Source organism: Streptomyces sp. NPDC057638, from assembly GCF_042800315.1.
Lineage (GTDB): Bacteria > Actinomycetota > Actinomycetes > Streptomycetales > Streptomycetaceae > Streptomyces.
In genome coordinates, this window is record NZ_JBHVHF010000124.1 from 1 (window position 1) to 21,620 (window position 21,620).

General features: G+C 73.8%; 18 protein-coding genes. 6 read left to right on the forward strand and 12 right to left on the reverse strand.

Features of this window, described 5'->3' with window-relative positions; genetic code table 11:
• Positions 1–862: 862 nt before the first annotated feature.
• The 3 genes from ACFVIM_RS18315 to ACFVIM_RS18325 form a co-directional block, all read right to left on the reverse strand.
• A complete protein-coding gene (locus tag ACFVIM_RS18315) occupies positions 863–1,906 on the reverse strand; it encodes a hypothetical protein (protein WP_384302326.1) in 1,044 nt (347 codons plus the stop codon).
• Complete coding sequence (locus ACFVIM_RS18320) at positions 1,899–3,893, reverse strand: serine/threonine-protein kinase (protein ID WP_384302328.1); 1,995 nt, start codon at positions 3,891–3,893, stop codon at positions 1,899–1,901. The genes ACFVIM_RS18315 and ACFVIM_RS18320 overlap by 8 nt, the downstream gene beginning before the upstream one ends.
• 379 nt (positions 3,894–4,272) lie before the next feature.
• Positions 4,273–5,847: an IclR family transcriptional regulator C-terminal domain-containing protein gene (locus ACFVIM_RS18325; RefSeq protein ID WP_384302330.1), complete on the reverse strand. Its 1,575-nt coding sequence runs from the start codon at positions 5,845–5,847 to the stop codon at positions 4,273–4,275.
• A gap of 189 nt (positions 5,848–6,036) precedes the next feature.
• Here ACFVIM_RS18325 and ACFVIM_RS18330 point away from each other — a divergent pair, with 189 nt between their 5' ends.
• Together ACFVIM_RS18330 and ACFVIM_RS18335 are read left to right on the forward strand one after the other, a co-directional pair.
• The gene (locus tag ACFVIM_RS18330) at positions 6,037–7,230 is read left to right on the forward strand and encodes a thiolase family protein (protein ID WP_384302332.1); all 1,194 of its coding nucleotides are present in this window, start codon (positions 6,037–6,039) and stop codon (positions 7,228–7,230) included.
• A 524-nt stretch (positions 7,231–7,754) separates the two neighbouring features.
• A complete protein-coding gene (locus ACFVIM_RS18335) occupies positions 7,755–8,591 on the forward strand; it encodes a nitroreductase/quinone reductase family protein (RefSeq protein WP_384302334.1) in 837 nt (278 codons plus the stop codon).
• A gap of 272 nt (positions 8,592–8,863) precedes the next feature.
• Here the strand turns inward: ACFVIM_RS18335 and ACFVIM_RS18340 are convergent, their stop codons facing one another.
• The 6 genes from ACFVIM_RS18340 to ACFVIM_RS18365 form a co-directional block, all read right to left on the reverse strand.
• A complete protein-coding gene (locus tag ACFVIM_RS18340; protein WP_384302336.1) occupies positions 8,864–10,093 on the reverse strand; it encodes a cytochrome P450 in 1,230 nt (409 codons plus the stop codon).
• A gap of 187 nt (positions 10,094–10,280) precedes the next feature.
• The gene (locus ACFVIM_RS18345) at positions 10,281–11,663 is read right to left on the reverse strand and encodes an NAD(P)/FAD-dependent oxidoreductase (protein ID WP_384302338.1); all 1,383 of its coding nucleotides are present in this window, start codon (positions 11,661–11,663) and stop codon (positions 10,281–10,283) included.
• The gene (locus tag ACFVIM_RS18350) at positions 11,653–11,862 is read right to left on the reverse strand and encodes a ferredoxin (protein ID WP_384302340.1); all 210 of its coding nucleotides are present in this window, start codon (positions 11,860–11,862) and stop codon (positions 11,653–11,655) included. Before ACFVIM_RS18350 ends, ACFVIM_RS18345 begins: the two co-directional genes overlap by 11 nt.
• Before the next feature lie 298 nt (positions 11,863–12,160).
• The gene (locus ACFVIM_RS18355; RefSeq protein WP_384302342.1) at positions 12,161–12,448 is read right to left on the reverse strand and encodes a zf-HC2 domain-containing protein; all 288 of its coding nucleotides are present in this window, start codon (positions 12,446–12,448) and stop codon (positions 12,161–12,163) included.
• Positions 12,445–12,720, reverse strand: a complete 276-nt coding sequence (locus ACFVIM_RS18360) for a hypothetical protein (RefSeq protein WP_384302344.1) — start codon at positions 12,718–12,720, stop codon at positions 12,445–12,447. Before ACFVIM_RS18360 ends, ACFVIM_RS18355 begins: the two co-directional genes overlap by 4 nt.
• Positions 12,721–13,055: 335 nt before the next feature.
• Positions 13,056–13,394 (reverse strand): hypothetical protein, encoded by a 339-nt coding sequence (locus ACFVIM_RS18365; RefSeq protein WP_384302346.1) that lies wholly within the window; start codon positions 13,392–13,394, stop codon positions 13,056–13,058.
• 538 nt (positions 13,395–13,932) lie between these two features.
• On the opposite strand from ACFVIM_RS18365, the gene ACFVIM_RS18370 reads away from it, so the two are divergent.
• From ACFVIM_RS18370 to ACFVIM_RS18380, 3 genes are read left to right on the forward strand one after another with little or no spacing between them, the layout of a single operon-like run.
• Positions 13,933–14,946 carry an FAD binding domain-containing protein gene (locus ACFVIM_RS18370; RefSeq protein ID WP_384302348.1) on the forward strand — a complete coding sequence of 338 codons (1,014 nt, stop codon included), beginning with the start codon at positions 13,933–13,935 and terminating at the stop codon, positions 14,944–14,946.
• The gene (locus ACFVIM_RS18375) at positions 14,943–15,425 is read left to right on the forward strand and encodes a (2Fe-2S)-binding protein (protein ID WP_384302350.1); all 483 of its coding nucleotides are present in this window, start codon (positions 14,943–14,945) and stop codon (positions 15,423–15,425) included. The genes ACFVIM_RS18370 and ACFVIM_RS18375 overlap by 4 nt, the downstream gene beginning before the upstream one ends.
• A complete protein-coding gene (locus ACFVIM_RS18380) occupies positions 15,422–17,911 on the forward strand; it encodes a xanthine dehydrogenase family protein molybdopterin-binding subunit (RefSeq protein ID WP_384302352.1) in 2,490 nt (829 codons plus the stop codon). The genes ACFVIM_RS18375 and ACFVIM_RS18380 overlap by 4 nt, the downstream gene beginning before the upstream one ends.
• Positions 17,912–17,987: 76 nt before the next feature.
• Here the strand turns inward: ACFVIM_RS18380 and ACFVIM_RS18385 are convergent, their stop codons facing one another.
• A complete protein-coding gene (locus ACFVIM_RS18385) occupies positions 17,988–18,938 on the reverse strand; it encodes a nuclear transport factor 2 family protein (protein ID WP_384302354.1) in 951 nt (316 codons plus the stop codon).
• A 430-nt stretch (positions 18,939–19,368) separates the two neighbouring features.
• Between ACFVIM_RS18385 and ACFVIM_RS18390 the strand changes: the two genes are divergently transcribed.
• The gene (locus ACFVIM_RS18390) at positions 19,369–19,509 is read left to right on the forward strand and encodes an HGGxSTG domain-containing protein (protein WP_384302356.1); all 141 of its coding nucleotides are present in this window, start codon (positions 19,369–19,371) and stop codon (positions 19,507–19,509) included.
• A 72-nt stretch (positions 19,510–19,581) separates the two neighbouring features.
• On the opposite strand, the gene ACFVIM_RS18395 is transcribed toward ACFVIM_RS18390, so the two are convergent.
• Positions 19,582–20,628 (reverse strand): FecCD family ABC transporter permease, encoded by a 1,047-nt coding sequence (locus ACFVIM_RS18395; protein ID WP_384302358.1) that lies wholly within the window; start codon positions 20,626–20,628, stop codon positions 19,582–19,584.
• A partial coding sequence (locus ACFVIM_RS18400) for a FecCD family ABC transporter permease (RefSeq protein ID WP_384302360.1) occupies positions 20,625–21,620 on the reverse strand: 996 nt, incomplete at its 5' end. The genes ACFVIM_RS18395 and ACFVIM_RS18400, both read right to left, overlap by 4 nt.

Genomic DNA, 21,620 nt, shown 5'->3' on the forward strand with positions numbered 1-21,620 from the left:
GACCGGTCCGACGACGGCGGCGGTCCGCCGCCGTCGAGCGGCACCGCCGTGTGGGGGAGTGGCGCTTGATCTTCACAGTGGTTCCTGGGGGGATCCGGGATCGTGAGCCCGGTGAGGTACGGGTACAGGGGTGCCGCGTCCCCGGGTGGCAACCGATCAAGTTCGGTCATGTGCCTGCCAGGCGACGCGCTAGGAATCCTGGACTCCGGTCGACGGTGCGACAAGATCCGCTTTTGGTCGCCTCCGCCTCGCCCCGCAATTGGTATAGACCGTTGACAAAATCGATCGGCGGGAGTGCCCGGCACCGTCCCTGGCGTCGCGCGTTGCACCCCGTGCGCACGCGGTGTGGGTCTGTGTTGACTGAGGGAATGTCAACTGACCTGTGGATCAGTGCCGTGGAAGATGATGTTGACCCAGGTGGGGGCGGTTCTCCGGTGGCGGTGTGCCGTTCTCCGCTGCTCAGATGGCTTGATCGAAAACAAACATAAAGTGACACACCATAAGGTGAGGCGGTCATGTCCGGAGGTTCGCGGGCGCTTCTCGCCGGATCCTGTCATCTGACGGCGGTGGCGCCGGGGACGGTCGCCCGGGCCGTCCGGCGGCTCCGCGCCGAAGCTCCATCCACACTCCGCTTGGCGTTTCACGGCGTTCCACCACGAGCGCAGGTCCCGGGTGCGAAGCGGGTGGAGAGGGGCCTATCGGGCATCCGTGGATGGCTGAATTCTTACGGTCCGACCCTCCGGCGCAGGCGGTACCGGTGTGACGCCTTCCGGCCTTGCGGCCCTTTCTCCTCCCCTCCGTCGAACCGGTCGCTGGACCGGCCCCGGCGACCCGTCGTGGGCCCGGCGTCCGACGGCGGGCCTCATCCGCACTCGTACGCGAATCGCACGGTCGCCCGGTGCGTCGACGGCGAGACGATGGAGAGCTGGGCACTGGCCCGGTAGCTCCCCTCGCCCTGGAACGACCAGAGCAGCCGCAGCCGCGCCTGCCGCTGGCCACGGGCGAGCTGTTCGCGCAGCTCACCCGACGAGGTCCCGTCGCTGCGAACCCACCGGTACACGACTGTTCCGGGCCGTCCATTGGTCCGTACGACCCCCAGCAGATCGGCCGTCCCGTCGCACTCCAGGGCCCGCGCGGGTGACCGTACGTCGACACCGTCGACGCTGAGATCGGTGCCGTAGTGCCGCCACAGCAGCAGCGTCAGCGTGAGGAGAGCCACCAGGGCCGCCGTGCCGTAACGCCGTACGCGCCGCCGTGCGGGTGGCACACCGGTCCCGTGCCAGGCCGCCCGGGTCCGGTCCGCCGCCACGGTGCCCCGCCGGGGCCGCTCGGGGACCCCGGGCCCGAACCTCCGTACCTCGCCGTCCGCAGGGTCGGGAGGCGGTACGTCGGCGGGTACGGGGATGGGCGGTACGGGGCCGGTGGACCGGGCGGGCGCGGCGGCACCGGCTCCGGCGGGTGCTCCGGTGCCCGTGGTCTCCGGCTCGGGCAGGGGCAGGGTGGAACCGGGAGGTGGCACCGGCACCCCCCGGGGGTGCCCGAGCGGCGCCCCCGGACCTCGCTCCGGCCAGACCGGGGCCCGCTCATGGCCGGGTGTGTCCGGCGCGTCAGGCGTCGTCCGCGCGTCAGGCGTCGTCCGCGCGTCCGGCGAATCCGGACGCGCCGGGCGCTCGAACCAGTGGCTGCCGAGGGCGGTGGCGCTGTCGCCGCCGTCCACCGGGGAGAGGGCGTCCGCTGTCGCGGGGTTCTCCGGGTGGGGTGCGGTGCCTCCGTCCGCCGGGTGCTCCCGCCCGGGCTCCGGTCCGCTGTCCGTCGTCCCGGATGCCGCCGTGGCGGGGCCGGCGGTCGTGGCCGCGCGCCGCCACGGTCGTCCGCCGCCACCACCCTGGGTTGCGTCATCACTCATCGTGCGAGCACCCCCGCTCGATCCGCCGGGACGACTCACCGTTCGGCGCGAGGGGCACGGTCACGGCACGCACTCCCAGATAGCAGTCGGAGCCGGTGAAGGAATGGCTGCGGACCACCGTGTAGGTACGGGAGCCGCTCAGTTCGACCGTGTCGGTGGCCTCGGGGTTTCCCGGATCCTCCGAGGAGGAGGCGGTGAACCAGACGAGCGTCAGCAGGAACGGCCCGATGCCGTCGGTCGCGATCTCGACCGTGGCGGTCGTGGTCTCCAGACGGGCGCGCTGCGGCTGGGTGGAGAAGCCGGTCACCTCGGCGGAGAGCACCTGCACCGGCGCCGGGCTCGATCCCGTGGGACTGGGCGTCGGACTGGGCGTCGGACTGGGCGTCGGGCTGGGCGTCGGACTGGGTGTTGGTGTTGGTGTGGGAGTCGGTGTCGGTGTGGGAGTCGGCCCGGTGGGGCTGGGTGTCGGACTCGGGGTCGGACTGGGGCTGGGCGTCGGCCGGGGAGTCGGCGTCGGCCGGGTACCGGGCGGTGCGGAGCCGGGGCCGGGAGCCGCCCGGGGTGGACGGGCGGACGGCGGTACCCGGTCCCGCCCGGCCGGGGGGTACCCCCGCCACGACGGCGAGGGCGAGACCTGGGGAACGGGTGACGACGGAGGCGGGGCGGAGGGCGACGCCGAGGGTGAGGGTGCGGGCGAGGACGGCGCGGGGGAGGGGCCCGGAGGGTCGGCCCGGGTGGTCGCCAGGCTCCGCACGGACGCTCCGCCGACCCGCTCGCCCTCCGACCCGGTGGCCATGAAGAGCGAGAACAGCCCCGCGACCGCGAGCGCCGCGACCGCCGACGCGGCGACGGCGCGCGACGACTCGCCCTGGAGCGCCCGAGCGGCCCGTGTCCCATGCGTGCCACGCGTACCGAGCCGAACCCGCGCGCCACTTAGTGCGGCGCGTAACGCCGGTAACCCCGCCTGCCCCGATAACCCGGGCACCCTGGACGGAGCCGACGCCCCGCGCTGGGAGGCGCGGCCGCGCCGACGGCGTCCGGCCTTCCGGCGTCCGGCCCGCGCTCCGCCTCCGCCCACGGTGGTGCTGGCCAGCTCCGTGGTGCTCGACGCGCTGTCCCGCGCCGACGGGAAGAGAAGGGGCAGCAGAGCCGCGAGCGCCGCCAGCGAACGCAGGCCCCGCTCCTCCCAGTCCTCGCCGTACGCGGACCTGGCGATCTCCTCCAGCTCCGCCACGAACGCCTCCGCGTCACCCGGCCGCTCTCCGGGGGACTTGGCGAGCCCCCGGCCGAGCAGGGGGCGCAGTCGCTCCGGAACGCCGTCCACGGGCACGGGCGCGCTGGCGTGGGCGAGCGCCAGCTCCGCCAGGTTCTCCCCCTGGAAGGGGCGCTCGCCGGTCAGGCACTCGTAGAAGGTGGCGGTGGCCGCGTAGACGTCGGCGGCGGGTGACGCCGCCTCACCCTGCCACTGTTCGGGCGCCATATACGGAGGGGTCCCGGCCACTTCCGGGAGCGTGCCGCGCCGCACCGCCACCCCGAAGTCCACCAGCGCCGAGGTGCCGTCCGCCGCGACCAGCACGTTCTCGGGCTTGTAGTCACGGTGCACCACCCCCGCGCGGTGCGCGGCGGCCAGCCCGAGCAGCGAGCCCTTGAGCACCGCGAGCGCCGCCTCCGGGCTGGTGGCGCCCTCCTGGCGCAGCAGCGCGCGCAGGGCCACGCCGTCGATCAGCTCCATGACGATGGCGTTGCCGTGCGGGGACTCCACGTACTCGTACAGTCCCGCGACACAGGGGGAGTCGAGTCCGGCGAGCAGCCGTGCCTCCGCGCGGAAGTCCCGGACGAAGGCCGGGTCGCGGCGCAGCCGTTCGGTGAGGTACTTGATCGCCACCGGGACGCCGGTGGCGTCATGGGCGGCGAGGACGACCCGCCCGCTGGTACCGGATCCCAGCTCCCGGGACTCGGTGTACCCGGGCACGGACCACGTGGTCATCACGACCCCCTTGTCGCCGGCGCTCGGATGTGCTTCGCCGGGCGACGCCGAACGGTAGCCGACCTCGCCCCCGCCGGGCAGGGCGCAAACGCGTCATGCCTACGCCCCGTCTTCGCGCCCCACGGGACGGTCGCGGACGCGGCCGGGCGGGCGGGGGCGCACGGTGGAGGCATGCCCGCGCGGTCAGGATCGTGGGCGCGTCCGCGATCGGTGGCTTGTGCCGGTGGTAGGGGGTGGAGGGGGTCGGTGGCCCAGGTCAGCGGTACGGGCGGGGGTTGGCGGCCCAGGCCGGTGGTGTCGGCTGGGGCCGGTGGCTCGGATCGGCGGTGTGGACGTGGGTGGGTGACGCAGGCCGGAGGTGTGGACGGGGATGGGTGGCTCAGGTCAGCGGTACGGACGTGAATCGCCCGGCCACCGCCAGATCACCCTCGATCTCCACGGCGGTGGCGCGGAGCGCCGGGAGCAGCCGGGACAGGCACTCCCCGACGGAGCGGCGGCTCGTGTGCATCGCCACGTTGACCGCCGCCACCACCGTGCCGGAACGGTCGCGCACGGGCACGGCGAGGGAGCGCAGACCCCGCTCCAGCTCCTCCTCCACGAGGGCGTGACCGTCACGCTCCGCCCGCGCCACGGCCGCCAGGAGTTCGGGGAGCGCGGTGAGCGTACGCGGCGTCAGGGAGACGCGTTCCGCGCGCCGCAAGAAGGTGACGCGTTCGTCGCCGGACAGACCCGCGAGGAGGACGCGCCCCATGGAGGTGGCGTAGGCGGGGAAGCGGGTACCGGTCCGTATGTCCACGCTCATCACCCGTGTCACGGCGGCTCGGGCGGTGTAGACGATGGAGTCGCCGTCGAGCACGGCGAGCGAGGCCGAGTCACCGGCCCGCTCCGCGAGCGCCGACAGACGCGGTGCCGCGATCTCGGCGAGGGTCAGCCGGGAGAGCGGGGCGTGGCCGAGCCCGAGCACCGCCGGGGTCGGGGTGAACCGGCCGTCGTGGGCGGCGACGAGCCCCAGATGTTCCAGGGTGATCAGGGCGCGGCGCGCGGTGGCCCGGGGCAGACCCGTGGCACGGGCGACGGCCGCGAGCCCGAGCGCCGGGCGGCCCTCGCCGAAGGCCGTGACCACCGTCAGCCCCCGCGCCAGGGACTCCACGAAGTCCGCCCCCCACTCCTGCTTGGAGGCCCGGGTCCAGACCGCGAGACCCTCGCCGCCGACCGTCTCCGGCCCGTCCGCCCGTACCAGCCGCCGCTCCATCTCCGCCACGGCGGTGCGGACGCGTGGCAGCAGGGAGACACGCAGCGAGCGCGCGCTGTGCCGACGGGTGTGGCTGATGACGGCCACCGCGCAGACGACCTGCCCGCCCGGGGCGCGGACCGGGAGCGCCAGGGCGACCAGACCGGGCTCGAAACCCTGGTCGTCGATGGCGTACCCGTCGGTGGCCACCCGAGCCGTCGCCAGGTCAGCGGCGGTCGGCGCCTCCTGTATGCCGTACGCGGCGAACACGGCGCCCTGGGCGGTGCGCGCGGCGGGCAGGAGATCGCCGACCCGGAAGGAGCGGAACGACCAGAACGGCACGGGCGCGGCGCGGCGGCGGGGTGACTGGTGGACGAGCCGGACGCCGTCGCCGTCGGGCACGGCCAGCGAGACCGGCTCGTCGATCGCGTCCGCGAGCCGGTCCGCCACGGGACCGAGCGGGCCGGGCAGTGCCACGGCGGCCAGATAGGAGTTCCCCAGCTCCATCAGCCGGGGGGTGAGGGCGACACTGTGGCCGGTCCGGGCCAGATAGCCCATCCGTTCCAGCGTGCCGGTGAGGCGGTCGACGGTGGAGCGGGCGAGTCCGGTGGCGCGGACCAGCTCCCCGAGCGGTGCCCGGCCCTCGGCCACCGCCAGCGCCCGCAGCACGGCGACGCCCCGCAGCAGCGGCCCCACGGCCTCGTCCGGTGGCGGCGGTCGCATCACGATCCCTCCCCCTTCGGGGACTCGGGCACTCGGGGACCCGGTGACGCCCGGGGTCCGTGGGTCCGTTGACATGTGTGGCCCCTGAACGCACACTCGGGACGGAGAAACAAGCGAACTCTAGTTCATCTGGCGAACGCCCGCATGAGGGCGGACGGTTGGCCAGCGAGGTACGAGGAGCCGCCCGGTATGCCGTCCCACCGCCTCCGCGATGTCTACGTGGTCGACGCCGTCCGCACCCCCGTCGGCAAATACGGCGGCGCGCTCGGCGGAGTCCGCCCCGACGACCTCGCGGCCGGGGTGCTCGCCGCCCTCGTCTCCCGCACCCCCGGCCTCGACCCGGCCCGGATCGACGATGTCGTCTTCGGCAACGCCAACGGCGCGGGCGAGGAGAACCGGGACGTCGCCCGGATGGCGGTCCTGCTCGCCGGGCTCCCCGTCACCGTGCCCGGCGCCACCGTCAACCGGCTCTGCGGCTCCGGCATGGAGGCGGTCGTCCAGGCCGCCCGCGCCATCGCCGTCGGGGACGCCTCCGTCGTCGTCGCGGGCGGTGTCGAGTCGATGAGCCGCGCCCCCTGGGTGGTGCCGAAGCCGGAGCGGGCCTTCCCGGCCGGGGCACCCGAGATGCACTCCACGACGCTGGGCTGGCGCATGGTCAACCGCCGGATGCCCGCCGAGTGGACCATCTCCCTCGGCGAGGGCGCCGAACTCGTCGCCGAGCGGTACGGAGTCGACCGCGAGGCCCAGGACGCCTTCGCCCTCGACAGCCACCGCAAGGCCGCGCGTGCCTGGGCGGAGGGCCGCTATGACGGGGAGGTCGTCCCCGTCGACGGAGTGGAACTCCACCGTGACGAGTGCGTCCGGGAGAGCACGTCCCTGGAGGCGCTCGCCAAGCTGAAGCCCGTCTTCCGGAAGGACGGTACCGTCACGGCGGGCAACTCCTCACCGCTCAACGACGGCGCCGCCGCCCTGCTCCTCATGGACGAGGACACCGTGCGCGCCACCGGCCGCGAGCCCCTCGCCCGGGTCGGCGCCACCGCCGTGACCGGCATCGAACCCCAGCTCTTCGGCGCGGGACCGGTCGAGGCCGTCGAACGCGCGCTGACGAAGGCGGGCCGGGGGCTCGACGCCGTGGACGTGTTCGAGCTGAACGAGGCGTTCGCCGCCCAAGCGCTGGCGTGTCTGGGCCAGTGGCCGGGGCTCGACCCCGCCGTCGTCAACCCGCGCGGTGGCGCGCTCGCCATCGGCCACCCCCTCGGGGCGTCCGGCGCGCGGATCACGGGCGCGGTGGCGCACCAACTGGCCGCGCGCGGCTCGGGTACGGGCGTCGCCGCGCTGTGCATCGGTGTCGGCCAGGGGCTGGCGCTGCTGCTGGAGCGCTGACACCGCCCACGACAGGAGCGCGTCGCCGCGCCTCCAGCCCGATCGGTTCGGGCGCTCAGCACCAGCGAACACAAATCGCGTTGCCCGACACCTGTGCGAACGATTAAGGTCACCTGTGTGACTGCCGGGTCGGCCTTGGGCCATCAGCGAGTTGGGTTCCCGGCCTCGGCGTGATGCCGAGGCGGGCGAGAGCCCCGCCTTTTCCCAGCGCGACGCCACAGCGCGCGCTGTCTTTATCGGATCGCGTTGTCGCGGTTTCGCGTCCGCACCAGTCGTGTGCTCGCCGGGCCGGGCTTCCGCAGGTCAGCGGCGTTCTCGCTGGCGGCATGCACTGCCGTGCCGTTGCTCTCACCATGTCGTCTCGTCGTCTCGTCGTTGTCCACGTGTCCGTACACCGTTCTGACCAGCGGTCACTCCGCCATGCCCGGCGCAGGCCGGAGAGCGAGAAACACGGACTCCGGCACTCCGTACGACGACTACCTCGCGTCATTCCCTCCACCCCAGGAAAGAAGGCATCCACCTCCATGCCCCAGGCATTCCAGCAGCAGGTCATCGACGAGTTCCGCGCCAACGGGGGCCGGGTCGGGGGACCGTTCGAGGGCGCCCGGCTGATCCTGCTGACCACCACCGGAGCCAGGTCGGGAGCCCGGCACACCACCCCGCTCGGCTATCTCCCCGACGGCGGTGAGCGGATCCTCGTCATCGCCTCGGCCGGGGGCTCGCCCCGGCACCCCGCCTGGTACCACAACCTGGTGGCACAGCCCCGCGTCACCGTCGAGGACGGATCGTTCATCTACGACGCCGAAGCCACCGTCCTCACCGGCGAGGAGCGCGACCGCGTCTTCGCTCGCGCCGTCGAGGCCGAACCCGGCTGGGCCGAGTACCAGACCAAGGCGGGCCGCCAACTGCCGGTGATCGCCCTGACGGAGCTCCCCGCCGACGGCCCCCCGAACATCGCGGCGAAGACCTTCGGCGAGGCCCTGCGGCTGGTACACGACGCCTTCCGCCGCGAACTCGCCCTGATCCGCACGGAGGTCGCCGCGTCCGGCCCCGGCCTCGGCGCCCAGCTCCGGATCAACTGCCTGACCGTATGCGAGGGACTCCACCACCACCATGTACGCGAGGACACCGGCATGTTCCCCGCCATCGCCCAGCAGCACCCCCACATGGCCCCGGTGATGGAGCGCCTGGCGGAAGAACACCAGAAGGTCGCCGCTCTCATCGCCGAACTCCAGTCGGTCATCTCGGCCGAGGAGCCCGACCGCGCGCTGGTCCTGGCGGAGGTCACCCGGCTCATCGACGAGCTGGAGGCCCATCTGGCCTATGAGGAGCAGCAGTTGATACCGCTCTACGAGGGATAGGTTCGCGGCCGTGGGCCGGACGAGTCGGTCGGCGTCGGCGGCGCTCGGTCGATAGCGTGGACGCACCCCCGGTAGGGTCGGGCCGGGTCGGTGCGTACCGAATCGCTACCGAAGGAAAACGCCACCCATGGCGGAGAACACCGCAGGTCAGGAAGTGTCGTACCCGCATGCGCGGGGATGGACCGCTGGAGCGCAGCGGCTGGACGGTTGAGAAGCTGTCGTACCCGCATGCGCGGGGATGGATGGGCCATGTCCGGGTGTTCCGCCCGCTCTCACCCCGGCACTCGCCGCAGCACCGGCAGGTGTCGGGGGCCCCGGAGGACGGGGCTGCGGCGGTAGGGCGGGGGGTCCTCGGCGAGGGTGGTGTCGTCGTCCAGGGTGTGGATCAGTTCGGTGAGGGCGTGCTGGGCCTCCAGCCGGGCCAGGGCCGCGCCGAAGCAGATGTGGATTCCCCCGCCGAAGCCGAGGTGCTGGATGTCCCGGCGCAGGGGGTCGAAGCGGTCGGCGTCCGGGAAGCGCAGGGGGTCGCGGTTGGCCGAGGCGAGGACGAGCGTCAGGGGCGCGCCCTTGGGCACCGTGACCCCGGCGACCTCGATATCCGTCAACGGGGTCCGCTGGGGCAGGAACTGCACCGGTGGCTCGAACCGCAGCAGTTCCTCCACCGCTGTCGGCATCAGCGTGGGTTCCTCCCGTAGCCGAGTCAGTGCCTCGGGGTGGCGCAGCAGGGTCAGCATGCCGTTGGTGATGAGATTGACCGTCGTCTCATGCCCGGCGATCATCAGCAGGACCGCCGTGGTCATCAGCTCGATCTGGTCCAGGCGGCCGTCCGGGCCGTCGTCGTTGACGAGCGCGGCGAGCAGATCGCCGGTCGACTCGCCCCGCCGTCCCTCCGCGAGCTCCCCGAGGTAGGTGGCCATCGCTCTCCTGGCGTCCATCGCGGTCTGACGGAGCGGTTCGGGGTCCACATCGGGGGAGAGATCGAGCGAGTTGACGATCGTCTCCGTCCAGGCGTGCACCCGGGGCACGTCCTCCTCCGGCACGCCGAGCAGTCCGCAGATCACCTTGACCGGCAGCGGATAGGCGAACTCCTCGACCAGGTCGATGCGTTCGCGCTGCCCGAACCCGGCGATCAGTTCCCGGGAGATCCGGACGATGTCGCCTTGGAGCGCGTCGATCCGCCCGGGGGAGTGTGGCGGGCCGAAGGGCCGGTTGGTGATCCTGCGCAGGCGGTCGTGCTCGGGGTCGTCCTGGGTGATGAAGGACCGTGGCAGCGAGCCCTCCCGCGCGAGCAGTTCGTCGGCGTCCGTCCGGTTGCGCGGGTCGGAGCTGACGCGTGGATCGTGCAACAGCGACTCCACCTCGTGGTAGGTCCCCACCAGGTAGCTTCCGTCCTCCTGCCGCGCCACACCGTGGGACCGGAGTTCGGCGTAGATGGGGTAGGGGTCGGGACGGTTCGCGTAGTCGGTGAACCGGCGGAAGAGGGTCTCGGGGGCCGGGGACATGCGGACGCTCCTCACGAGGGTGCGGCGGAGGCGGTACGGAGGCGGGGGGCCGGACGGGCGGGTGCGCGGGCGGTGGTCCGGTCCGGCTCGCACCGCGGGGCCTGGGAGGACCGGGCGGTAGGGCCGGGCCCGGGGGAGGACGGGCCCGCCCGCGCCTGCCACGGGGCCCGCCCCGGACGGCGGCGGCTCACCCCGGTCGTACCAGTGACAGCCGACGGTCCGGCAGATGGCCTGTGAGCGCGACGGTCGGACCGTGGGAGAGGACCTTCGGGTCGGGGACGTCCGAGGGGATGGGGACCGGTGCGGGCGGCGGGTCCATCACGCCCGGCGGCGGGGGGAAGGGCGCGGCCGCCTCGATCATCCGCTCGTAGTGCTCCAGCCAGCGCGCCCGGTTCACGCTGACGGCGGCGGTGATCCGGCCCCGGTATCCGTAGACCGCGATCAGCCGGCGCTCGGCGAGCGAGCCCTGGGCGATCACCACCTGGTCGGAGAAGGTCGGTACCCCCACCGACTTGATGTTGAGCCCGAACTGGCTGGACCAGAAGGCGGGCACGGCGAGGTGGGGGCGGCGCAGTGGACCCGGGCTCACCATGTTGTGCGCGGCGACCTCGGCCTGGGCGATGGCGTTGCCCCAGTGTTCCAGGGTGAGCATCTGGTACTCGAACAGCGGGTGCGGGAAGCGGGCCACGTCTCCGGCGACGAAGACGTCGTCGGTCACGATGCCGTACATGTCGAAGGCCCGGCAGCCCGCGTCACACGCCAGCCCGCGCGGCCCGGCGGCCAGTCCGGAGTCGGCGAGCCACTCGGTGTTGCGGACGGCGCCGAGCGCGATGACCGCGATGTCCGCCGGGAGTTCCTCGCCGTCCGAGAGCGCGGCGGCGGTGAACCGTCCGCCCTGGCCGCGCAGCGCGTTGACGGTCACCCCACAGCGCAGATCGACGCCGTGGCGGCGCTGGAGCGCGCTGGCGAAGCCGCCGAGGGTGCCGCCGAGGGCGCCCACCAGAGGGGCCGGGCCGCGTTCGACCACCGTGACGGGCAGCTCACGCTCCCGGCAGGCGGAGGCGATCTCGGACCCGGTGAACCCGGCACCGATCACCAGGACCCGACGCGGGCCCGCGTCCAGGCGCGCTGCCAGTTCGGCGGCGTCGCCGGCGGTGCGCAGCGCCAGTACCCCGTCCAGGGCCGCCTGCCCGGGGTCGGGCCAGGGCCGGGCCCGGGTTCCGGTGGCGATCAGCACCCGGTCGAAGGGGAGCCGTTCGCCATCGGCGAGCAGCACCTGCTTGGCGGCCATGTCCACGCCGGTGGCGCGGACCCCGAGCCGCCAGCGCGCGTCCACCGGCCGCCGCGCGGGCAGGGTGAGCGCGTCGGCGGGCACCCTGCCGAGCAGGACCTGCTTGGAGAGCGGCGGCCGGTCGTAGGGCGCCCGGTCCTCCTCGCCGACGATCGTCAGTTCTCCGGTGAACCCCTTCTCCCGCAGGGTCTCCGCCGCGCGCAGCCCCGCCAGCGAGGCTCCGACGATCACGATCCGGCCGAGTTCAGGGGCCCCGGTGCGGGACGGGTCAGTGGCCATCGGGGACCGCCGGAGCGCCGCTGACGATGGCTCCCACCGGGCAGGCGGCCACCGCCCTGCGTACGCGTTCACGCTGGTCGTCGGGGATGACGGGGCTGTAGAGCAGGGCCTCCTCACCATGGAGCGCGAACACCTCGGGGGCGAGGAAGACGCACTGGGCGTACCCCTGGCAGCGATTGAGGTCGACGACGATCCTCATCCCGATCACTCCTCGGCTCGGCCGGTGCCCCCGTTCTACGCCCCGCACTCCGGCGCCGCACGAGGTCGGCCTCCAGTCGGGTGACCTCCTCGCCCCCGCCCGCGCGCGGTGCCCCGCCTCGGGTGAGGGTCCTGTCGGGGAACGCGGATCGGGGGTACCCAGGCGTACCCGTGACGTACGCGCGCCTCCCGTCGGGTACGGGGCGGACCCGGCCCCGCGTCCCTGACGGGCGGGTGGACCCGTGGGCGGGCGCACGGTGCCGGAGGTGGTGACAGGCGCGGACCGGTGGGGCGGGCGATCAGGTCCCGGTCTGTCTCCCTGGTTCCTGGAGCGAGGGGGACACACCGGGACGGGCCAGCAGGGCCAGCAGCGGTGGCACCCCGGCCAGTTCCCGACACTCCTCCCGGCACGCGTCGCACACCCGCACATGGCCGGTCACCCGCTCGTCCTCGTCCGGCCCGAGCGCGCCGAGTACATACGCCCCCAGCAGCAGCGTCACATGGTCGCCGGGTGAGGGCCGCCGCCTCCGGCGCCCACCCTCCCGGTCCTCCGCGCTCCCGCGCTCCCCGGGCCGCTGGTCGCTCACCGCGTGCGGCTCCCGGCCGTCCGGGGGTAGAGCCAGGGGATGGCCCCCGGGCGGTAGCCGGGCCAGGAGGCGCGGGCGTCGCGCGAGACGTCCGGATGGGTGAGCAGCGTCTTCACGAGGTCGCCGCGGGTGACCGACCAGGCGTCGACACCGTCCGGGAGCGCGGCACGGACGGTGGGACCCGCGGCACGCGGTTCGTCGGGCTGCGCGTAGAGCCGGTCCCCGCCGTGGCTGTCGAGGACCACGGTGGTCCCGGTGTGGACAGGGGGCATGGTGAGCACCTCCGATGGGAGTGATCACGGGGTGTCCCGGAGCGCACCCTCCGTCCCTCGAAGGCCGCGCGCCCTCGTCTGGTCGCCGGGTGAGGGCTCCGGCCGCCTCGCCCCGCCCACCGCGGGCCCCGTACCTACGGCGTACGGGGATTGTGCTGGCGCTGTCCCGCCCCGGCACAGCCCTCTTTTCGGCCGCGAGGGCCCGAGTGCGGCATCTGGCGCAGAGCCGTCCGTGCCCGGGAGTACGCCCCCGTACCACGTCGTCGGCGGAGTCCGCCGACGCGCGGCTGGTCCGGGCGGTGTCCCGGGGCGCGCGGTCGCCTTCCCGGGGTGTCTCAGTGCACCAGGGTGTAGCTCCGCCAGGGGCCCGACCCGGGCGCGATCTGATCGGACGTCGTCGTCGGCAGATAGATGGTGTCACCACCGGTACAGCGCGGGGTGCGGTAGAGCACCAGGTCGACGAGCGTGCCGTTCTCGACCGCGACCGCTCCCGGTCCCAGGCTGTGACATCCCGTCACGAGCGGGCTGTTCACCATGATCGCGTGCTCTTGGGGCGTCTCCCAGGTCACCGGTCCCACGGCGGTCCGCCCGAGACCGGAGCACCCCGTCGCTCCGAGAGCCAGCAGCGTCACGGCGGCGACGCCGACGAGACGCCGGGGGAGGGGCACGGCCATGGCGCGCTCCTTGTCTGTGGGCCGTCGGTACGGAGGTGACGAAGGAGTCGGGCGGACGACGGCGGCCCCGCCCATGGCCACTGTGCGGGCGCGGCTCCGGGACGGCATCCGGGGTGGGGCCGGGTGGGTGACACCAGGGGGCGCCTCCGACCGGACCGCATCGGGAGGCGCTACCAGGGTGGCGCGCGGCGCCCGCCCGGAGGAGCGCCAGTACGGGGACACCCCGGGCCCTGAACCCGCGTACCCCGTTCGGGAGTTGTACGGCACCTGTCGCAGCCCGTGGTGGTTTGTTCGGTGTCGTTCCTTGACGTTGGACAGACAACGTCCAGACAACGGGGGCCCAGGGGCCCTACGGGGCGCCAGCGGCGCGAGGGGCGTGCCCGATATCGCGCGGGCGCATGTTCCGCCAGGGAGGCGCGTGCTCTTGCGCGAGGCGCCCCCGCTCGGGAAGCGTGAGCCCCCGATGGACCGTCGCGTTCCGGGGGACCCCGCCCGACGGCCCCCGCCGTGGCACAGCGCCGGACCGACAGGAGGCTCCGTGAAGCCCGTCCCCTTCGACTACCACCTGCCACGCAGTGTCGACGAGGCGCTGGAACTGCTGCGCGGTCCGCGACCCCGCCCCGTACCGCTCGCGGGCGGCCAGAGCCTCGTCCCCCTGCTGAACCTGCGCGCGGTACGGCCGACGGCCGTGCTCGACCTCAACCGGGTGCCCGGTCTCGACGGGATCGAGATCGGGGAACGCGGTGTGCGCGTCGGCGCCATGACCCGGCTCAGCACCCTGGAACACAGCGCGCCCCTGGCCGAGGCCCTGCCCGTCCTCCCCGCGACCGCCGCACGGGTGGCCCATCCGCAGATCCGCCACCGTGCCACGCTCGGCGGCACGCTCTGCCAGGCCGACCCGGCCGGTCAGCTCTCCACCGTCGCGCTGGCGCTGGGGGCCGAGCTGACACTGCGTTCCGTCTCCGGGACGCGCACGGTCGCGGCCACGGAGTTCTTCACCGGGGCCGGGACCACCGCGTTGCGCGCCGGTGAGCTGCTCACCGGGATCACCTTCCCGCGCGACCCGCTCGCGCGCCACCACTTCACCTCGGTGACCCGGCGCGGCGGGGGCGGGCTGCCGCTGGCCGGACTGTGCGCGACGGTGGTCCTCGACGGAACCGTCGCGACCCGGCTCACTCTGGCCGCCTCCGGCGTCGCCGACCGCCCCCTGCGCCTGTACGCGGCCGAACGCGCCCTGACCGGCGCACACCTCCGGCCCGCGCACCCGGACGGCACCGGTGCCAGGACCGGCGGCGGCATCAGGACCGGCACCGGCACCGATGCCGGCGCGACCCATGCCGACCGGGGCGCGTCCCCCCTCGTACGGGATCCGTTCGACTTCGTACCGGACCCCGCCCGCGCCGCTGAGGTGCGCGCGGCCCTGGACGCGGACACCGACCCACCGTCCGACCAGCACGGGGACGCCGCCTACCGCGCCCACCTGCTGCGCGTGCTGCTCCGCCGCGCCCTCACCGCCCTGACCGCCCCCACCCCCGACGGAGGCCCCCGATGACCGGCGGACGCGTGACCCTCACCGTCAACGGCCAGCACCACTCGGCTGAGATCGAGTACCGGACCCCGCTGAGCGACCTCCTCCGCCACCACCTCGGGCTGACCGGGACCCATGTCGGTTGCGAGCAGGGCGTGTGCGGTGCCTGCACCGTCCTCGTCGACGGCTCCCCGGTGCGGTCCTGCCTGATGCTCGCGGTCCAGTCGGACGGCTGCCGGGTCGAGACCGTCGAGGGTCTGGCCGACGAGGTGACGCTCGGCGGCCTCCAGGAGGCGCTGATGACCGAGCACGGCCTCCAGTGCGGCTTCTGCACCCCGGGCGTCCTGATGTCCCTCACGCACGCGGAACGGGAGGGGCTGAGCGCGGCCGAGACCACCGAACGGGTCCTCCCCGGCCACCTCTGCCGCTGTACCGGCTACAACGGCATCCGCGCGGCGATCGAACGCCACTGGGCCCGGACCAGGCAGGAGGCCGCCGAATGACCGGCATCAGCGCCGGCGCGGGCACCGGCACCGACGCCCGCACGGCTACCAGCGTCGGCGCGGCTACCAGCGCTGACGGCCACGCGGAGACCACCTCCACCGCCCCCACGGCTGGCACAGCGACCACCACGCCCAGCGCTCCCTTCGTCGGGCGCCGCATGCCGAGGACCCATGACCCCCGGCTGCTGCGCGGCGAGGGGCTCTTCGTCGACGACCTCGACGCGCGCGGCGTGCTCCACGCCGCCGTCCTGCGCAGCCCCGTGCCGCACGGCCGGGTCACCGCCTTCGACGCCAAACCCGCGCTCCTCCCCGGCGGCGCGCTCCTCGTCCTCGGCCCCGATGACATCGCCGCCCACCTCGCCCCGCTCCCCACCTCCTGGCGGCTCATGGGCCAGCGCGCGACGACCGTGCCCCTGGACGCGCACACCGTGCGCCATGTCGGTCAGCCGCTCGGCCTCGTCGTCGCCCGCAGCCGGGCCGAGGCCGAGGATCTGGCCGAACAGGTGACCGTGACGATCGAACCGCTGCCCTCCGTCATCGACCCCGAGGCGGCGCTCGCCGACGGCGCGCCCCTGGTCCACCCGGACCACGGAACCAACCTCGTCGGCGAGGTCCACTTCGGTGACGACCCGGCCGATCTGGAGGCCGTCTTCGCCTCCGCCGCCCATGTCGTCCAGCGCGACCTCGCGATCCAGCGGATCAGCCACAGCCCCATGGAGCCGCGCGGCGTGCTCGCCGAGTGGACCCGGGCGGGCGGTGGCGCCCTGACGGTCTGGGCCAGCACCCAGACCCCCCATCCGCTGCGCCGCCGGATCGCCACCACGCTCGGACTCCGCCAGGACCAGGTGCGCGTCGTCGCCCCGGACGTGGGCGGCGGCTTCGGCGGGAAGACCGTCCTGCAGACCGACGAGGCCCTGGTCTGCCTCGCCGCGCGGCTGCTCGGCCGCCGGGTCAAGTGGATCGAGGACCGCCGGGAGAACCTGGCCGCCAGTCACCAGGGTCGCGGCCAGCGGGCCCGGGCCCGTCTCGCGCTCGACGCCGACGGGCGCTTCCTCGCCCTGCACGCCCGGGTCACCGGGGATGTCGGCGCGTTCGTCATCGAGGCCGGGACCGGCCCCTTCCAGGTGACCGGACTCTCGCTGGAGGGTCCGTACCGCTTCGAGCGGGCGGGAGCGACGGTGACCGCCGTGTACACCAACACCGTTCCCACCGGCGCCTACCGTGGGTACGGGATGCAGGAGGCCGCCTGGATCCGGGAGCGGCTGGTCGAGGAGGCCGCCCGGGAGACCGGCCGTGATCCGCTCGCCTTGCGTCAGCTCAACCTCCTCACCGCCGACGACCTGCCCCACACCACCCGTACCGGACTGGTCTACGACTCCGGTGACTCCCCCTCGCTGCTGCGCCGCGCCGCCGAGCTGGCCGAGCGGCACCGTCGGCCGTCCAGCGGTACGGTCCGCCGGGGGACCGCCGTGACCGCGAGCGTCGAGGTCACCGGCTTCGCGCCCTCGTCGCTGCTGGAGATGTTCGGCGTCGACTGGAACGGCTGGGAGGGCGCCCGGGTCAGGATCAACCACGACGGCACCGTCACCGTGTTCGCCGGGGTCACGGCGATCGGTCAGGGCATCGAGACCAGCCTCGCCCAGATCGCCGCCGACCACCTCGGAGTGCCGCTCGACCGGATCGCCCTGCGTCTCGGCGACACCGACACCACCCCGTACTCGGCCCTCGGTTCCCAGGCCAGCCGCTCCCTCGCGCTGGCGGGCAGCGCCGTGCTGAAGGCGGCCACCACCCTGCGGCGGCGCATGGACGACCTGGCCGCCCACTTCCTCGGTGTCCCCGGCGAGGACGTCACCTTCGACGGGAACGCCTTCCACTCCTCCGCCGGGGAGACGATCGCCTGGCCCGAGGTGGCCCGGCGCGGCTGGAACGGCTGGGGCCCGCACCCGGCGGACCGTGCCCAACTGGAGGAGTCGGTGGACTTCGACCCCTCCGGCGTCACCTACGCCTACTCCGCCCATGGCGCCGCCGTCGCCGTCGACCTGGAGACCGGCGAGGTCCGGGTCGAGGACTACTGGGCCGTCAACGACAGCGGAGTCCTGGTCAACCCGCTGATCGCCGAAGGCCAGCTCATCGGCGGCATCACCCAGGGCATCGGGCTGGCCCTGCTGGAGGAGGCCCACTACGACCCGGCCACCGGGCAGCCGCTCGCCATCGATCTGCGTGACTACACCATGCCCGTCAGCGGTGATGTCCCGGCGGTCACCATCGAGCACCGGACCACCCCGAGCACCATGAACCCCGGGGGGTTCAAGGGACTCGGGGAGAGCGGGGTGATCCCCACCCCGGCCACCATCGCCAACGCGGTCGCCGCCGCCGTCCCCGAGATCGCCCCCGCCCTGACCGCCACGCCCCTCACCCCCCAGCGCGTCTGGTCCCTGCTCTCGGCCGTGGACGTCCCCATAGCGGCGGGCGACGGCGGCGAGTGACCAGGGAGACGAAGAGGCCCCACCGCTCCGACCGACGGGGTCGGCGGACCGGGCCCGAAGGCGGCGCCGGGCCATCTCAGCCGAAGAGCAGCGCCCGCAGCCGGTCGATCTCGGTCGCGGAGGCGACCAGGTCCAGGGTGTCGAAGGACAACTCCCACTCCGTGGCGCCCGAGGCGTCCTGGGTGAGACGTTCGAGAACGCCGTAGCGCACCGGGCGGCGCTCGGGGCCCACCGTGGCGCCGCCCACCCACTCCTGAAAGGTGGTGGAACCCTCGTGGACCCGGTGCCCGGGGGTCAGTTCGAGTGTGTGCGTCGCGCTGAAGAACCGCTCCAGATAGGCCCGGGCGCTGTCGCGGCCGATGAGCGGCCGGTCCAGCCCCGGGCCGGTCAGCCGCACCGACTCCGGCAGACCGGCGACGAGCGCGGCGGCGTCACGGGCGTTCCAGGCGTCCTGTCGCCGCCGGTGGGAGCGTCCGGGACGCGCGTCGCCGAGCACCGCGCCGGGGCCGAGGCCATGGACGAGCCCCGGCAACCCGGGGGAGAGCGGGCGGAAGAGTTCGGTCTGGTCCCAGTAGCGTCGCCCCTGTTCCACGCGCGGGCCCCGGAGCAGCAGCCGGTGACGGGTCAGGTAGTCGACCGCGACCGATGGCCCCCGGGACTCGCCGGACCCGGCGGGGCGGGTGGGTCCTGTGGGTCCGCTCGCCGTCACCGTGCCCGTGTTCCGCGCCGTCACGAGGATCACCCGGCCACCGTCCTGGACCGTCACCGCGAAGGGGTCGAACCGGTAGTCCGGCACCACCGTCAGCACCGCCTCCATCTGGCGTTCGATGGCGCGATAGCCGATCGGTCTCCCGAGCCCGGAGTCCATCAGCGTGCCGTCGGGGGTGAACAGCTTCATATAGCCCGCGACGGTCGGTGCCGCGCCCCAGGCCCGGTACGCCGCCATGAACTCCTCCACCGCGCCCCCGGTTCCAGAGCCCTGCCCCGGGGCGGCCGCACCCGTCGGCCGCGAACCCTGCTGTGACATGTGTATCCCTCGTTCCATGGAGAGCGGTGCTCTGGGGTTGGTTGTGGGGAGAGCGGTGCTCTCGGGTTTGTGGGGTGGAGAGCGGTGCTCTCAGGTTCGTCATACGGAGAGCGGTGCTCCAGGTCCGTCCCGCTGGCGCGGTGCCCGCCCCGGAGTCTCGCCGACCACCACCGCCGGAGGCCATGACCTCCGAGGTCATGGCCGCGTGACCACAGGGGTGAGGGCTTATGAACCAACGAAGGCGGGGATTCGGGACCGCCGAAGGCCCCAGGCCCCAGCCCTCAGCTGTCGGAGTGCCACCCCCACCCCCACCCGGCACGATCCGGCCCTCGACGCCCCGGAATCGGTCGGCCCGCGGGGAAAGGTGTGCGGAGGGTTCGCTTCCCAGCGAGGATGCGAGGACCGGCAGTCCGACGGAGAGAGGGGACCCATGGGGAAGCAAGTGCTGTGCGGAGCACTGACCAAGGCCGGGACACGCTGCCAGAATCCGGCCATGATCGGCTACTCCCGCTGCCAGCGCCATCGGGGTGAGTGGACCCCGCCGCAGCAGCGCAGGACCAAGAAGCGCTGAGCGGCGCTGGACCACGGGCCGTCTCGCCCGGATGCCCCGTGGTCCAGCGCGCGTCCCCCCGCCCGGTCTCCGTCACAAGGCGCCGCGGCGCCGCTCCCGTACCAGCAGATACCCGAGGTACCCGCCGCCGATCGCCATGGTGTAGATGCCGACCGGCAGATCGTCGAAGAGCGACAGCTGCTGCGCCGCGAGATCCGCCAGGACCAGCAGCAGCGCCCCCGTCAGGGTCGCCAGCAGCAGATGGGGGCCGGGGAGGCGGGTGATCCGCTTGGCGATCTGAGGGGCGGTCAGGGAGATGAAGGCGATGGGACCCGCGACGCTGACCGCGCCCGCCGACAGCACGATGGCCAGGACCACCGCGTAGGTCTTGGTCCGCCGCGGCTCCGAACCGAGGCCCTGGGCGATGTCGTCCCCCATCTCGGCGACGGCCAGACGGCGGGCGAGCAGCGCGGTCAGTGGAAGGACCACCAGCAGCACCAGACCGATGGTGGCCGCGTCCCGCCAGGACCGGGCGGAGAGGCTGCCGTTGACGTACGCGGTGAGGGCGGAGGCGTTGTCCCGTTCCATCGCGTACACCACGTACTGGGTGACGGCCGCGCCGATCGCGGCGACACCGATGCCCGCGACCACCAGCCGGGCCGGATGGCGAAAGCCCGTACCGGTGGAGACATAGACCACTGTCATCGCCAGCGTCGCCCCGGCGAGCGCGCCCACCGGGATCGGCACGGTCCCCGCGAGCAGTAGCGCCGCGATGGCCGCTCCCGCGCCCGCGCCCGCGTTGAGTCCGATCACATCGGGGCTGCCGAGCGGATTGCGGGTGGCGGACTGGAAGAGCGCCCCGGCGAGCCCCAGGGCGGCGCCCGTGCCGACGGCGACGGTCAGCCGCGGGCCGCGCAGCCGCTCCAGGACGAAGGCGTCCTTGCCCCGGGCACCGCCGAGGAGCGCGTCCGGCAGCTCGGCCAGCGGGATGCCGAGACGGCCGAGGGAGAGCGTCGCCGTGCCGGCCACCAGAAGCAGTACCAGCAGCCCGAGCGCGGTGAGGGCCGAGGCCCTGCGGACGGGGAGCGCGAGCCGTCCCACGCGGAGCACTCCGCGCGGCCGGATGACGGTGTCCGTCATGCGTTCCCCCTCATCCGGCGAACGGCGAACAGCAGCGCGGGCGCGCCGATGAAGGCCGTGACCACGCCGACCATCAGTTCCTGCGGGCGCATCACGACCCGGCCGATGACATCGGCCGCGAGCAGCAGCGTCGGACCGAGCAGTGCCGAGAACACGATCTGCCAGCGGAAGTCCACCCCGACCAGGGCCCGCACCACATGGGGTACGGCCAGTCCGACGAAGGCGACCGGGCCGACGGCCGCGGTCGCCGCCGCGCTCAGCAAGGTGGCGGCGAAGAGCCCGCAGGAGCGCACCAGCCACGGGGTGGCGCCCAGTGCCGCCGCCGTCGCGTCGCCCAGCGCGAGCGCGTTGAGCGCGCGCCCCAGGGCCAGCGCGAGCAGCAGGCCCACGGCGGCGAAGGGGGCCATGGCCCAGAAGACGTCGAAGTCCCGGCCGCCGAGCGCGCCCACCACCCAGTAGCGGTAGCTGTCGAAGATCCGCGGCTTGCTGAGGGTCACCGCCTGGATGAAGGCCATCAGCATCGCGGAGAGGACCGCGCCCGCCAGGACGAGACGGACCTGACTCCTGCTGGAGCCCACCGAGCCGATGGCCTGGACCAGCACCCCGGCGACCACGGCCCCGGGCAGGGCCCACCACATGGCGGCGGTGGCGCCCGTCGCGCCCCAGAAGGCGGTCGCGACGACGATGCTCGCGGAGGCGCCCGCGTTGATGCCGAGCAGCCCCGGTTCGGCGAGCGGATTGCGGGTGACGCCCTGCATCAGGGTGCCCGCGACGGCGAGCGCGAGTCCCGCCAGCACCCCGATGGCGGTCCGGGGGTAGCGGCTCTCCACGATGGTCGTGGTGGTGGCGTCGGCGGTGCCCGCCAGGACGTCGAGCACATCGCCGAATGACGTGCTGCGGCTGCCGAACATCACGCTCGCGCAGAGGGCGAGCGCCAGCAGCGCCAGCGCGGCGAGGAGAGTGAACGCCCGCCGGGCAGCACCGCTCTTCGC

Bases quoted from the DNA above. Each gene is read 5' to 3' on its own strand.
- ACFVIM_RS18350 (WP_384302340.1), bottom strand. From the start codon at position 11,862: ATGAGGATCGTCGTCGACCTCAATCGCTGCCAGGGGTACGCCCAGTGC.
- ACFVIM_RS18385 (WP_384302354.1), bottom strand. From the start codon at position 18,938: ATGTCACAGCAGGGTTCGCGGCCGACGGGTGCGGCCGCCCCGGGGCAG.
- ACFVIM_RS18315 (WP_384302326.1), bottom strand. From the start codon at position 1,906: ATGAGTGATGACGCAACCCAGGGTGGTGGCGGCGGACGACCGTGGCGG.
- ACFVIM_RS18380 (WP_384302352.1), top strand. From the start codon at position 15,422: ATGACCGGCATCAGCGCCGGCGCGGGCACCGGCACCGACGCCCGCACG.
- ACFVIM_RS18360 (WP_384302344.1), bottom strand. From the start codon at position 12,720: ATGCCCCCTGTCCACACCGGGACCACCGTGGTCCTCGACAGCCACGGC.
- ACFVIM_RS18330 (WP_384302332.1), top strand. From the start codon at position 6,037: ATGCCGTCCCACCGCCTCCGCGATGTCTACGTGGTCGACGCCGTCCGC.
- ACFVIM_RS18325 (WP_384302330.1), bottom strand. From the start codon at position 5,847: ATGCGACCGCCGCCACCGGACGAGGCCGTGGGGCCGCTGCTGCGGGGC.
- ACFVIM_RS18335 (WP_384302334.1), top strand. From the start codon at position 7,755: ATGCCCCAGGCATTCCAGCAGCAGGTCATCGACGAGTTCCGCGCCAAC.
- ACFVIM_RS18340 (WP_384302336.1), bottom strand. From the start codon at position 10,093: ATGTCCCCGGCCCCCGAGACCCTCTTCCGCCGGTTCACCGACTACGCG.
- ACFVIM_RS18375 (WP_384302350.1), top strand. From the start codon at position 14,943: ATGACCGGCGGACGCGTGACCCTCACCGTCAACGGCCAGCACCACTCG.
- ACFVIM_RS18320 (WP_384302328.1), bottom strand. From the start codon at position 3,893: ATGACCACGTGGTCCGTGCCCGGGTACACCGAGTCCCGGGAGCTGGGA.
- ACFVIM_RS18345 (WP_384302338.1), bottom strand. From the start codon at position 11,663: ATGGCCACTGACCCGTCCCGCACCGGGGCCCCTGAACTCGGCCGGATC.
- ACFVIM_RS18390 (WP_384302356.1), top strand. From the start codon at position 19,369: ATGGGGAAGCAAGTGCTGTGCGGAGCACTGACCAAGGCCGGGACACGC.
- ACFVIM_RS18395 (WP_384302358.1), bottom strand. From the start codon at position 20,628: ATGACGGACACCGTCATCCGGCCGCGCGGAGTGCTCCGCGTGGGACGG.
- ACFVIM_RS18365 (WP_384302346.1), bottom strand. From the start codon at position 13,394: ATGGCCGTGCCCCTCCCCCGGCGTCTCGTCGGCGTCGCCGCCGTGACG.